Here is a 13467-nt window from a genome sequence, read left to right as displayed (position 1 = left end):
TTCACAAAACATTATTTCATATACATCTTTTTTAAAAGTCTGCTGAAAATATCTGGTGCGTACTTCCTCCTCCACACGTTGAATCCCACAACCAAAACAACAAAAGCAAGGCGTAGATACACACTTACAGGTGCAAAAAGTGCTATAACAATGATTAATATCCCAACAAGAGTGTGCATAAGCCAGTTTCTCCAGTCAGATAAGTAAGCTTTTATCCCGCTGAACAATCTCCTCACAACTGAACCTCCATATATAATACTATATCAATATTTGATATACTAAATTAAGATATATCGATATTTGATATAAATCTTGTTACCAAAACTATTCTAGTATTCCCAATCAAACAAGAATTATAGAATATAGTAAAGAAATTAATCAGAATACGAATAATAATTATATAATATTTTAAAAATTAAAAGAAGAGTGTTTTTATGCTTAATAAGTATCCTGAAGAGAATTACTGGGAAATAATAGATAGGCAGAAGGGAATTTTAAACAAAAAAGAACAACTAAAACTTAAAGACTCAAAAATAACAGTTATAGGGTGTGGAGGCATCGGCGGGGCTGTTATAGAGATGCTTGCAAGAATGGGTGTTGGAAACCTTCGAATTGTGGATAAAGATTCCTTCGACCTTTCAAACATCAACAGACAGCTCATGAGCAGCACTGAAAGTATCGGAAGGCCAAAAACCGAGGTCACAAAGGAAATCATAAGTTCAATAACTCCTTTCACAGAGGTGGAAGCTTTTAACACGGAGTTGAACGAAAACAACGTTCAAAAAATTCTTGAAGGCAGCGATGTGATTGTGGACGCCCTTGACAACATCATATCAAGAATTTTAACAAGTCGATGTGCTGTTAAACTTGGAATACCCTTTGTTCACGGTGCAATCCATGGCACAATGGGTCAGATAACAACATTGACCCCTGAAACACCTTCTTATGAAGAAACCTTTAAGTTACCCTCTGCTGGAAAAGATTTAACTCCAGAAATCATATCAAAGGTTCAAAAACTTAACAAAGAAGTTCCGCCAGTTATAGGGCCCGTTCCAAATATTATAGGATGCCTGCAGGCCTTTGAAGTTGTTAAAATTCTTACAGGCCGAGAAAATATCATAACTGCCCCAGATGTTTTAATGTTCGACCTTCTTAAAAAAGACCCATTTTTCATGTTTAAATTTTGATTTGAAGGTAATATTTAAAGAATAAATATTTTAAATTATTAATAAAATCCTTTTAACTTTATTTATTGATAATTTAGTTGAAATTAGTTTGAATGAAACAATAAAGTAGATTTATCATATTATATTTGAGTATACTATAAAAAAATGACCATGACCTAAAAAAATCTGTATCAAGCGCTGCTTTGATGGTCTTTTTGTGGAAAGAGAATGTTTCCAAACATTTATATAGCATTAAAAGGAAACTTCTTTCCGGTATAAAGTTCATGGATTTCATGGAGGTAATTAATTTGCAAGATAAAATAGGAAATATTGTTAAAAAGATCGATTCATGTGGCATAAAGTTTGTAAGGCTACAATTTGTGGACATACACGGAACTCCAAAGAATATGGCAGTCCCCCTGGCAAAACCAGAAGATATTGAGGATATACTAAAAGAAGGTTTATTATTTGACGGTTCCTCAATAGAAGGATTCGTTGACATCAACGAAAGTGATTTAATAATAAAACCGGATCCTGACACATTCTCAACTTTACCATGGAGACCAGAGGAAAAGGGTGTTTGCAGGTTCATCTGCGACATTTACTGGCCTGACATGACCCCATTTGAGGGAGACCCACGGTACATACTTAAAAAAGCACTCGCAAAAGCAGAGGAAAAAGGATACGAGTTCAACGTAGGCCCAGAACCAGAATTCTTCATAGTAGGAGAAGACGAATCTGGAAACATTGTACCACACGATGAAGGAATTTACTTCGATGTTGAACCAGTTGACCAGGGAACAGACGTCAGAAGGGAACTTGTCTTAGGGCTCGAAGAACTCAACTTTGATGTGGAAGTGAGCCATCACGAGGTTGGTCCAGGCCAGCACGAGATAGACTTCAAATTCGACGACGCGTTAAAAACAGCAGACGCTGTTATAACCTTCAAACAGGCCACAAAAGCTATCGTTGATAACATGGGTTACATGGTAACCTTCATGCCAAAACCATTCTTCGGTGTTAACGGAAGTGGAATGCACTGCCACCAAAGCCTTTTTAAAGACGGTAAAAACGCTTTTTACGACCCTAATGGTAAAGACGAACTTTCCCAAGAAGCAAGGTACTTCATAGGCGGTTTATTAAAACACTCAAAAGCACTTTCAGCAATTGTTGCACCTACAGTCAACTCTTACAAAAGGCTTGTCCCAGGATACGAAGCACCATGTTACATAGCTTACGGTCTTAAAAACAGGTCAACACTTGTCAGGATCCCAGCAAGCAGAGGTAACGGTACAAGAGTGGAATTCAGATGCCCAGACCCATCATGCAACCCCTACCTTGCATTTGCAGCATTATTAGAAGCAGGAATGGACGGTATCGAAAACAAAATAGACCCTGGTGAAGCAACAGAACTTGACGTCTTCGAATTAGACGCTGAAGGACTTGCTAAACATGGAATAGATGTTTTACCATCCAGTCTATGGGAAGCATACCACGCTCTTGAAGATGATGAAATTGTTAAAGCATCCTTAGGCGACCATGTATACGAGCAGTTCATGGCCCTTAAACGTGCTGAATGGGACGACTACAGAATACAAGTATTCCCATACGAATTAGACAGATATCTGGAGATTTAATCTCCAAAACTTTTCTTTTTTTATTTTGTTCTGTATTAATTGTTTATCAAAATTTATCTGTGTATTAAAAAGGTATTTAAAATAACCAAAATAAAAGAGTTAAAAGATAAACAATTATAAAATTAACAATTAATTAACTTTAACCAACTTATAACGGATAACGGTGAATAAATGCCACAAGATACCGATCGTAAAATGATGGAAATCCTTAGGATCCTGGCGGATAAGGAAGGGGTTCTAGGCGCCAAAACCATTGCAGAAGAACTGAAAAAGAAAGGATACAACCTTGGGGAGAGGGCTGTGAGATATCACATGCGTATCCTGGATGAAAAGGGATTCACAGAACGTATAGGATATGCAGGGCGCCAGATAACCGAAAAAGGACTTAACGAACTGGAAAAAGGCTTAATTTACGATCAAGTCGACTTTATTTTCTCCAAATTTGAAGATATGATATATCAAACAACACTTGACCCTTCAAAAGGCAAAGGGGCTGTTGTTGTGAACAACTCCACCTTCACCTACAGTAAAAAGGTAATGGATATTATAGAGAAAGTCTTCAAAATGGGGATCGCTGTGAGCCCCTACACGAATACATATCCCATCAAAGACGGAAACAACAAAATAAAGGTTGAAACAGTCTGCGGAACAACAATAGATGGGATGCTCCTGAATCAAGGAATACCAGTTATCCCCCAGTATGGAGGAGTTGTTAAAGTTGAAGACCATGTGCCTGTAAGGTTCACAGAACTCATAGCCTACAAAAAGACATCAATGACACCACTTGAAGCATTTACAGACCGTGAAATGACATCTGTACTCCAGGTTATTGATGAAGGAAACGGGCTCATCCCTGCAAACTTCAGGATCATCCCTGCAAGTGCAAAGACTCAGGCCATGGAAATATTCAAGGATCTTGAGAAAATAGGAATATTCGGGCTACTCAAGATTGGTGATGACGGAGAATCAGTACTCGGAATTCCTGTAGACGATAATATGGTAGGTATAGCAGTTATAGGAGGAATATCCCCATTATGCGCTGCAAATGAAGCAGGATTTGATGTTGACATTAAACTTGCAGAAAATACGGCAGAATTCAGCGAAATGAAAAGCATAACATCACCTAAACCTCTACTAAAAACATCATACTCTGAAACCGATGCAAAGGTGAAGTTTCTGCTTTCAAAAGCATGGAACCTCATATACAACGTTGATTTTAACCTTGAAACTCAAAAGGGTAAGGTCATTGCAAATGTATCCTACGTAAAAAACGAGGACCTGGAGGATGCCCTCCAAATATTTGACCGTGTTATGGCTTCCAAACCAAATTACTGCACAAACAAGTTTTTCAAGATAATTCCCGATGTTGAACCCGGTAAAACTGGCATAGCCACAATTTGTAGCCTGACAATAGACGGCATACTCACAAAAAATGGTATACCTGCCATACCCCAGTATGGAGGAATACTCGAAACAGAAGGGAAAGAACCCCGGTTTATCGAGCTTACAGCTTACAGTGGCTCATCGCTCGATCCTCATGAAGTATACATCTCAAAGAATATGACATCTGTTTTAGACTCTTTGAATGGGAAAGGGAGGATACTTGCAAGTTTAAGGGAGATCCCTTACATAGCCCGTCCCAGAGCCATTGAAGTCTTAGAAGACGTGAAAGAAGCAGGATTTTCCATCCTTAAAGTTGGAAAACCAAGCGAACTCGTATACAATGCAAAAGTTGAACTCTACAGGGCAGGTATTGTTGCTCCCGGTGGTTTAAATCCAATTGCAGCCATAAGAGAAGCTGGAATTCATGTGGAACCCAAGGCGGTTGAGACGTTGATGAACATTTCCGATATGGAAGAATTTTAACCTTAACTAAATCCATATTCCTAATTTCATTGAGATTTCTAAAAAAAGAGAATTTCTAAAAAACTTAAGAAGTTCTATATCGAAATTAAAAAAATATTTCAAATAATTTTTAATAAAAATTTTAAAAGAATAATATCTAGATAAATATTTATCCAGATCTATTCATTTATCTTCAATTAATCCATAAAACGTCTATCTGACTTTTTATTAGAAGCTTTCTGATGCTTATCCTCAAACCATCCTACACAAACCTTTTCATCGGATTTTCTATCAAAATGGGGAATGTAAGGTTTTATGTCAAGTAAAGGCGTGCCATCAACTATGTCCACATTTGATATGTGTACGATGTTACCCTCCACATTCTCAAGCTTTACAACAGAAATACCTATTGGATTTGGCCTTTTTGGCGCTCTTGTAGCAAATATTCCATGTTTTTTATCGTCCAAAAATGGTTTAACCCTTAAAGAGTAACCATTTGATAAATGTAAATGGTAAATGAGCATTATGTGTGAAAATTCTTCAAGATCATCGAGTCCTTCCTTGTACTCTTCTTTGAGGTGAATTTCACCATGAACGCCACAAGCGCCGATTGGTTGGATGGGCATACCATTTAACTGCTTAAATGGAGACTTTATAACACCAATTGGTTTGTACTGAATTAATTCCATTTTATCACCGTTAACTTTTTTAGTTTAAATAGATCGAGATGATCCTTAACACATGAGAATTCTTTTATAGAATTAAGTATATAATATAACTTAATGTGGGGGGATATTTATGAAAATTAGTGCAAGAAATGTGATGGAAGGAACTGTGAAGAACGTTGAAACAGGCCCTATTATGGCAAACGTTAAAATAGAAATAAAATCTCCAGGAGTTGTAACTGCCATAATAACTAAAGAATCTGTTGAAAAACTTGGAATTAAAGAAGGGGACACAGTTTCAGCAATAGTAAAATCAACAGAAGTCATGATTGCAAAGGATTAAGGATATAAATTTTTATTTTTTTATTGTAACATATTTATTTTATATATTTTCTAGTTTATTTTAGGAAGAGTTCTTAAGAAGCTTTAAAATCTTTTAATTTACTTCATTTTAATAAATTTTGCTAATTTTTAAGAGTTATACTCTTAAATTAAGCTTATATCTCTAAATCGTGGGCTTGATGCCCCATTCTATTATTCTCATATTTTACATGAAATTTTAGAGACATTATTCCCAACGTTCTTGGAACAAAATCGATACGTTTATATATACATATCGGATAGGGTTATTATCCAATAAATTTTCAAGGTGATAACAAATGTCAGTAGTCATAGATGCGGAGAAATGTGGAAAGATCAAGGACTGTCCTGGTGAAGGGCTTTGCATTAAACTGTGTGAAAAGGGAGCTATTATTGAAGAAAATGGAAACATAGTCATAAAGCCAGAAAATTGCGACGATTGCGATATATGCATTCAGAACTGTCCAAATCAAGCCATGTCCAAAGCATGATAATTTAACTTACGATAATAAGACAATAGTAAGTATAATGTATTAATTATAGAAACTGATAAATTGAATTAAAAATCGGTAAAATATAAAGGAAAGATAAAATGATTTCTATAAAAAGAAATGGAGAAGAAACCCGTTCTCTGACACATATAAACGAAAAATGTGTTGGATGCGGAATATGTAAAGATATATGTCCTACGGAAGCTATTAAAACCGGCCCAATACTCCCCATAGCAAGAGGGCTTGTGAAAATGGATTACATAAATCTTGATGGAAATAAATGTGCCCTCTGTGGACTATGCGCAACTGCATGTCCATTTGATGCACTGGACTTTCAGATAGATGGTTCAAACATTAAGGATATGGAAGAATACCCTAAATGGAACCATGATGCCGAAATAAACGATGCAGAATGTATATACTGTAAGGCATGTGAAAGTTCATGTCCACAAGACGCCATAACCATTGCAAGACAGTTTCCAACAAGATCAAAACTTGTAACCGGCGAAATAAGTGTTAACCAGGAAAAATGCATTAACTGCAAGGTTTGCGAAGAAATGTGCCCTGCAGAAGCAATCAAGATCGAACAGGCCAGTCCAACATCGTATGAAGTCAAGATCGACGAAGAGAAATGTGTTTACTGCCTGGTTTGCAAACGTGCATGTCCAACAGAAGCTATTAAAGCTGTTTGCGCATCCTGTGCATACTCTGAGTACAATCTGAAACCTGAAGATGCCAAAATAACAGGTCAATCATTTTTGAACAAAGAAAACTGTGTGAACTGCGGATGGTGCCAGGAAATCTGTCCAGTTGATGCTGCAGTAATTACAAAACCATTTGAAGGAAGCATAACAACAGATAGAGAAGTTTGTAAAGGCGAATCATGCCATGCATGTATGGACGTATGCCCCTGCAACGCAGTGAGTCTGGTTGACGGCAAATCTCAAATAGACCAAAAATTCTGCATACTCTGCGGTGCCTGCACCCAGGTCTGCCCACAAAGCGGTATAGACCTGAAAAGGGAAAGTGTGAACCTCGACAATGTACGTTCAAAATCTTGGCAGAAACATATGAAAAAACTTGTAACTGGCAGTACTTGCAGTAAATAATCCATTTTTTCTTTTATTTCATTTTTATAAAATTAAGGGTTAAAATTTTTTAATTATTAATAGTTTTAATTATTAATAGTTTTAATTATTAATAATTTTTTCATTTTTTAAAATTGATATTCTCAGAGGGGACACTGTTAAGTTGTTATTAAATTCAAAACAATGATTTAATATTGTTTTTAAGGGAGAATGCTACGTGAAGTTAGATCCAATAAATGATATGTTTATATAAACATTTCGATAATTAGATTGTGAATAGGTGAAAAAAATGAGTGACTATGAGATTTTAATTAACAAAGCACAAAAACTGCACGGTGAAATATGCCCTGGCGTCATAATGGGAACACGTATGAGTATGGCTGCAATGAAAGAACTTAATATGAATCCATTAGAACCAAACGAAAACCTTATAGTTTGCGTAGAAGTGGACAGGTGCATGCCAGATGCCATACAGGCATTAACTGGTTGTACAGTGGGCCGTAGAACCCTAAAATGTCTTGATTACGGTAAATTTGTGGCAACGTTCACTGACATGGAGACGGGAAGAAGGATTAGAGTTTCTGCAAGGGATGATAAAATAAAATCCCATCCTGGACTATGGACCTGGTTTGAAAATGTCTCAAAACTGGCAAAAGAAAAGAATATGCCTAAAATAATGGAAGAAAAAAAATCTGGAATCAAAAAACTCTCTGAAATGCCAGATGATGAACTTCTTACAATTGAGGAATTGGATGAGAAATTGCCAGAAATTCCAGGCCTTCCAAAGGATATAACAATTTGTTCAATCTGTGGAGAGCATGTAATGGATGGAAAAGAAGTCAAAATAGATAATAAAATTGTATGCAGATCTTGTGCAAATGAAAACATTTAACAGTTGAAATTTAGGGGAATGTGAAAAAATGGATGATTATAAAATACTCGTTGAAAAAGCCAGAAAATTCCATGGAGGAATATGTCCAGGCATAGTTATGGGAACCAGAATGACAATTGCAGCCATGAAAGAACTGGGCCTTGACCCAAAAGAGAGAAGCCATGACCTTATTGTATACGTTGAAATTGACAGATGCATGACAGATGCAGTCCAAGCCATTACAGGATGTTCCTTAGGTCATAGAAGCCTGAAATATGTGGATTACGGTAAATTTGCAGCAACCTTCATCAACATGAAAACAGGAAAAGCTGTAAGGGTTTCATCAATTGAAGACAGATCAAAGGACCCTGCAAACCAGAGCATGGAAGACGCTGTTAAAAAACTTGCAACCATGCCTGAAGAAGAACTTCTGAAACTGGAAGAAGTTAAACTGAAAGTACCTGAAAATGACATTCCGGGTTTACCACAGCACAAAGCAGTTTGTTCAAAATGTGGAGAACGTATAATGGACGGCAGAGATGTTTTGGTAGATGGAAAAGTAGTTTGCAAGGCCTGTGCAGATAGGCCATACTACCAGCCAGCAGGTTAAATGGTTTGGAGGTGGAATTTTGAAGGAAATGAAACTTATTGATGATTTAATTGAAGCAAACAGTGCAAACACTGCTCCAGTTAAAGATGTTAGAGTGGGTGTAGGCTGGACTTGTGCTCATGGAAAGTACGGAGGGGTTTCCAAAACCTACGGTATACCCGTGGTACATGGAAACTACACCCAAGACATGGGAAATCTTACAGATAAAACCACCCTTGAACTGGCAGAGTACTCCAGATCATGGAATCTTGTGGAAGCCAGTATTGGTGTTGCAGCCATAAACTCCATGATCAAACCCAAAGGAAAAACAAATATCAATGCCCAGGATCTGATCATGGAAGAGGGTAAAAACAAAAAGATCACCATGGTTGGTAAATTCCCAAAAATAGATGAAATAAGGGCTGTTGCAAAGGAATTATGGGTTCTTGAATGTGATCCTACACTTCTAAATCCAAAAAAAGGAATAATAACCGAATCTGCAGCAGAATACGTTTTTCCGGGAAGCGATATAATCGTTATAACTGGCTCCACATTGATCAACAAAAGTCTGGAACGTTATTTGGAACTTGCCAGACATGAAGATGCTTACACTATCCTCCTTGGTCCGAGCACATCTATGAGTGAAGTTTTATTTGATTATGGTGCAGATATGCTCGCGGGTGTTGAAATAATTGATCCTGAAACCATACTCCAAAAGATCAGTCAGAGTGGAGGAATGATAAACACCAAGGTGTGTAAAGGTGAGATCAAGTTCAGAGTAATGGAAAAGTAATAATGGAAGAGTAACATGAAAACAGACCCTGAAAGGATGGACTTTATATCAAAAGGGACTTTTGCACCAATATATCCTTTGATAGCCAAACAGATCATCGAAAAATTTTGTGTTAATGAGGGAGTATGCATCGACGTGGGCGCAGGCCCTGCACCCCTTTCAATAGCCCTTGCAAAAATTACAGACCTTAATATATATGCACTGGACATTTCAGATGACATGTGCAGAAAGGCACAGGAAAACATATATACGGAAGGTTTATACGGCAGAATCATTCCATTGCAGGGTGATGTGCAAAACATACCATTTAAAGACAACTTGGTAGATTTAGTGGTTAGTAGAGGGTCAATACCCTTCTGGCAAGATTTATCATCCTCTTTTAAAGAGATAAATCGCGTTCTAAAGCCTGAAGGGGTGGGATATGTTGGTGGAGGTTTTGGAAGCTCCAAAATGAAGCAAAAAATAGAAAAAACGATGACTAAAGAATTTAAAAGTAAAGAGATTGACTTTAAAGAACGTTACAACCCACCAAAAAAGATCAGCCCAAAAGACCTAGAAAAAGCCATTCATAAAGCAAATATTAATAATTATGAGGTAATAAATGATGATTCTGGTTTGTGGGTGACAATTAGAAAGGTTTGAGTTAATATGACTCTTTAATTAATATGTTGATTAATTAGGTTGATTAAAGAAATATTTGCTCATTAATAATCATTAGAGGTGATAAAATGGACAAAAATCTAAATAAAATAAATGATCCTGATTTAGAGGCCCAGATCGAAAAGGTAGTTCCGTTCCATGGTTATTTAAGTACAGGGGCTTTTATAGGAATCCAGATGCTAAACCTTGCAAGGAACTTGCTTGACATAAAGGAGGGAGAACGAATTTTCGTTACTTGTGAAACCCAGAATTGCCTTCCAGACCCATTTCAAATACTCCGTGGTTGCACAATAGGTAACAAAGGTTTACACATTGTTGATCATGGAAAGATGGCAGCAACCATAAATAAATCGGCAGAAAATGGAGAAAAAACCATTAAAGCCGTTAGAATCGTCCTTGACCCTGAAAAAACCATTAATTATCCCGTATTCCATGCATGGTACATGAACGAAAGGAAGGTTTCCCATGAAGATGCCATATCTGAACTTATAAAAGCTGATGGAGACGTTTACAGTTGGTACTTTATTGAAGTGCCTGTGCCTGTCAAGGGGAAAAAGAACGTGACCATTTGCAGTATTTGCGGTGAGTCATTCATCGCAGAAGAAAACGAATCCCTGTGCAAATGGTGTGCAAATCCAGAAAACCAAGAATGGTGATTCAGTATGGACAAACAAATAACAATGAAAATACCTCAAGACATGTACCGTGATTTAAGGACGCTTTCAGAGAAAAAAGGTAACGTTCCAATGGCAGATATTATTAGAAAAGCTGTGGATGATTATATAAGAAAAAGTAGATTAAAAGGAATTTTATAATAAATTTATGGTTTATTTATAGTCAATTTAAATTTAAACAAACCCAAACTCTCACTTTAAGATTCACAGTTTAATTTTCTTTGTCAATTTTTGTGCAATAATGGCAATTTTGTACAATAGGACGACGGGCTAAAAATCGATATGGTTATATATACATATCACAAATGAAAAACTATCCAAAGGGAATAGTAGGGATCCAAATAAAAAAGTAGTTTTCCTAATTAATCACCAATAAATCTGATTTAACACGTATCATAATTTAAAAGAACCACATCTAAAATAATTAAGTTTATTTTTTTGGTTTATTCATGATTTTTAATAAACTGTAATTAAATAGGTCATTTAATAAATCATTCATGTAAATCGATATGATATCTTAAACTTATCGATGAGTGAATATAAAATGAATGAATATAAAAATTGGAGGTGGGAAGATAGAACAAAAAAATGATATTGAAAGTATAGAGGATATTAAGTGGAATGAAATGTGGAATCATGCCCTTAAAGAAATGCCCAGCAAAAATGATAAAAAAAGATGGGACAAAATAGCATCAAAATTCAATGAATGGATGAAAACAGATGATTACCCCCAAAATTTTGCTGACAAAGTTCATAAAAAACCAGATTACACAGTGCTTGATCTGGGCTGTGGTAACGGAAGCATCACCCTGAAGGTTGCAAAGCAGGTTAAACACGTAACTGCAGTTGATATGTCAAATGAAATGTTGAAACTGGTTGAAGAGAATGCAGAAAATGAAGGCATTTCAAACATCAAGTACATCCAAAGCACGGTTGAAGATCTTGACCCAGAACTTGTGGGACAGCATGATGTTGTAATAGCTTCACGCTCACTTGGAGGCATCTACAACCTCAAAGATGAGCTTAAAAAGATAGACGGCCTTGCAAAGAATTACGTTTACATGACAATATGGGGTGCAAACGGAAGAAGATTCGAAAGAGAACTCTGCAACACCATGGGCACAGAGTACCACCAACACCCAGACTACATCTACGTCTGTAACATGCTCTACCAAATGGGCATATATGCCAACATTGAGATGCTTGATTGTGAAAGCAGACCTGTTTACAGTGACCTTGAAGATGCAATGGATCGTTGCACATGGAAGCTGGGGTGGAATGGTAAAGAGATCAAACCCGAAGACAAAACAAAACTCGAAAAATTTCTAAAAGAAAATGCAGTTCAAAGAGAAGATGGAACAATTGATTACCCCACAAACAACCCGGATTGGGTTATGATATGGTGGAAAAAAGAAGATTGTGATTACAGGTGAAGTATTATGGATAAAAAGATCGTAGTAGCTTTAATAGCTGTTGTTGCTTTAATAACTGTAATCGCAGCATATACTTGTTACAGCAACTCAATTCCAGGTACAGGAAATACAACCATTACAGACATGACAGGAAGATCTGTCCATGTACCTGGAGAGATAAACAAAGTTCTTACAGTGTCCCCTCCAACAACCAACTTAGTTTATATGTTGGCCCCTGACAAGTTGGAAGGCTGGAATTTTAATTTAACAGATAATGAGAAAGAATACATGCCTTCCAAGTATCAGAGCTTGCCAATTATAGGTGGATGGTTCTCCACATACCAGGGAAACCCTGAAACATTTATAGCTCAAAGTCCGGATGTTATTTTAGACGATGTGAACGTTATGGGAAATAGTTCCCCAACACTGGATACTATGCAAAATAAAATGGGAAGTATATCAGTAGTGGGCTTAAACAGTTCAACAAACATCACCAATTACGCTCCATCCATTAAATTTGTTGGAAAACTGCTTGGTGCAGAGGATCAGGCAAATAAACTGATAAATTTCTATGACAACATGACAACAACTGTTAACAGTACAGTTTCAAACATTTCCCAAGGAGATAAAGTAACAGTTTATTATGCTGAAGGTACGTCGGGATTGCAAACAGACCCTAACGGTTCAGCACACTCACAGCTTATAACATTCTGTGGAGGTATTAATGTTGCCAATGTGGCTCTTAAACAGGGAAATGGAATGTCAGATGTTTCAATGGAACAGTTACTTGTTTGGAACCCTGAAGTTATCATAACCAACAATCCACAGTTCTATAACGGTGTTTATTCCAACTCTTCATGGCAGGATGTAACTGCTGTTCAAAATAAAAGAGTTTATCTTGCACCAACAGTTCCTGAGGGCTGGTTCGACAGACCACCGGGTGTTAACACCATTATCGGAATACCATGGACGGCTAAGGTACTTTACCCAGACAAATTCCAGAACCTAAACATGACAAGCTTAACAGAAGAATTTTACTCAGAATTTTACCATGTAAACCTAACAGACAGTGACGTGAAGAACATACTAAGCAACGAAACATTCAACGATACACAAACATACAACACCTAAACAATAAAATCTGGCATGGGGCAGGACACACATCCTGCTAATTTTTTTAATTTTTCTAAAGATTCGGATACATTTGATAAATTCT

The 13467-nt window shown here is 36.7% G+C and carries 16 protein-coding genes; 14 read left to right on the top strand and 2 right to left on the bottom strand.

Annotation, left to right across the window (positions count from 1 at the left end):
- Positions 1–11: 11 nt before the first annotated feature.
- Positions 12–236 carry a hypothetical protein gene (locus MSWAN_RS00770; RefSeq protein ID WP_013824705.1) on the bottom strand — a complete coding sequence of 75 codons (225 nt, stop codon included), beginning with the start codon at positions 234–236 and terminating at the stop codon, positions 12–14.
- Between the two features lie 198 nt (positions 237–434).
- Here MSWAN_RS00770 and MSWAN_RS00765 point away from each other — a divergent pair, with 198 nt between their 5' ends.
- The 3 genes from MSWAN_RS00765 (at position 435) to MSWAN_RS00755 (ending at position 4669) form a co-directional block, all read left to right on the top strand.
- The gene (locus MSWAN_RS00765; protein ID WP_013824704.1) at positions 435–1187 is read left to right on the top strand and encodes a HesA/MoeB/ThiF family protein; all 753 of its coding nucleotides are present in this window, start codon (positions 435–437) and stop codon (positions 1185–1187) included.
- 287 nt (positions 1188–1474) lie between these two features.
- The gene (gene glnA, locus MSWAN_RS00760) at positions 1475–2803 is read left to right on the top strand and encodes a type I glutamate--ammonia ligase (protein WP_048188149.1); all 1329 of its coding nucleotides are present in this window, start codon (positions 1475–1477) and stop codon (positions 2801–2803) included.
- 171 nt (positions 2804–2974) lie between these two features.
- On the top strand, positions 2975–4669 hold the full coding sequence (locus MSWAN_RS00755) for a DUF128 domain-containing protein (protein WP_013824702.1): 1695 nt from the start codon (positions 2975–2977) through the stop codon (positions 4667–4669).
- A 176-nt stretch (positions 4670–4845) separates the two neighbouring features.
- Here MSWAN_RS00755 and tsaA read toward each other — a convergent pair whose 3' ends face one another.
- Positions 4846–5337 (bottom strand): tRNA (N6-threonylcarbamoyladenosine(37)-N6)-methyltransferase TrmO, encoded by a 492-nt coding sequence (gene tsaA, locus MSWAN_RS00750; RefSeq protein WP_013824701.1) that lies wholly within the window; start codon positions 5335–5337, stop codon positions 4846–4848.
- A 109-nt stretch (positions 5338–5446) separates the two neighbouring features.
- Here tsaA and MSWAN_RS00745 point away from each other — a divergent pair, with 109 nt between their 5' ends.
- The 11 genes from MSWAN_RS00745 to MSWAN_RS00700 all read left to right on the top strand — a co-directional run bounded on the left by MSWAN_RS00745 (position 5447) and on the right by MSWAN_RS00700 (position 13382).
- Positions 5447–5656, top strand: a complete 210-nt coding sequence (locus tag MSWAN_RS00745) for a TOBE domain-containing protein (RefSeq protein ID WP_013824700.1) — start codon at positions 5447–5449, stop codon at positions 5654–5656.
- Positions 5657–5972: 316 nt separating this feature from the next.
- Positions 5973–6164, top strand: coding sequence for a ferredoxin (locus tag MSWAN_RS00740; protein ID WP_013824699.1), 192 nt, complete (start codon positions 5973–5975; stop codon positions 6162–6164).
- Positions 6165–6265: 101 nt separating this feature from the next.
- On the top strand, positions 6266–7273 hold the full coding sequence (gene fwdF, locus MSWAN_RS00735; RefSeq protein WP_013824698.1) for a tungsten-dependent formylmethanofuran dehydrogenase subunit FwdF: 1008 nt from the start codon (positions 6266–6268) through the stop codon (positions 7271–7273).
- A 268-nt stretch (positions 7274–7541) separates the two neighbouring features.
- On the top strand, positions 7542–8144 hold the full coding sequence (locus tag MSWAN_RS00730) for an FmdE family protein (protein WP_013824697.1): 603 nt from the start codon (positions 7542–7544) through the stop codon (positions 8142–8144).
- Positions 8145–8172: 28 nt separating this feature from the next.
- On the top strand, positions 8173–8733 hold the full coding sequence (locus MSWAN_RS00725) for an FmdE family protein (protein ID WP_013824696.1): 561 nt from the start codon (positions 8173–8175) through the stop codon (positions 8731–8733).
- 28 nt (positions 8734–8761) lie between these two features.
- Positions 8762–9505, top strand: coding sequence for a Rossmann-like domain-containing protein (locus MSWAN_RS00720; RefSeq protein ID WP_048188147.1), 744 nt, complete (start codon positions 8762–8764; stop codon positions 9503–9505).
- A gap of 15 nt (positions 9506–9520) precedes the next feature.
- The gene (locus tag MSWAN_RS00715) at positions 9521–10147 is read left to right on the top strand and encodes a class I SAM-dependent methyltransferase (RefSeq protein WP_013824694.1); all 627 of its coding nucleotides are present in this window, start codon (positions 9521–9523) and stop codon (positions 10145–10147) included.
- A gap of 86 nt (positions 10148–10233) precedes the next feature.
- On the top strand, positions 10234–10821 hold the full coding sequence (locus tag MSWAN_RS00710) for an FmdE family protein (protein WP_013824693.1): 588 nt from the start codon (positions 10234–10236) through the stop codon (positions 10819–10821).
- 6 nt (positions 10822–10827) lie between these two features.
- Positions 10828–10980, top strand: coding sequence for a ribbon-helix-helix domain-containing protein (locus MSWAN_RS12410; protein ID WP_013824692.1), 153 nt, complete (start codon positions 10828–10830; stop codon positions 10978–10980).
- Positions 10981–11387: 407 nt separating this feature from the next.
- Complete coding sequence (locus MSWAN_RS00705; protein WP_013824691.1) at positions 11388–12272, top strand: class I SAM-dependent methyltransferase; 885 nt, start codon at positions 11388–11390, stop codon at positions 12270–12272.
- Positions 12273–12278: 6 nt separating this feature from the next.
- Complete coding sequence (locus MSWAN_RS00700; protein WP_013824690.1) at positions 12279–13382, top strand: ABC transporter substrate-binding protein; 1104 nt, start codon at positions 12279–12281, stop codon at positions 13380–13382.
- Positions 13383–13467 lie beyond the last annotated feature (85 nt).

This window comes from Methanobacterium paludis (genome assembly GCF_000214725.1).
Lineage (GTDB): Archaea > Methanobacteriota > Methanobacteria > Methanobacteriales > Methanobacteriaceae > Methanobacterium_C > Methanobacterium_C paludis.
Note: the sequence above shows the minus strand (reverse complement) of the source record. Positions and strands in the feature narration are given on the sequence as shown.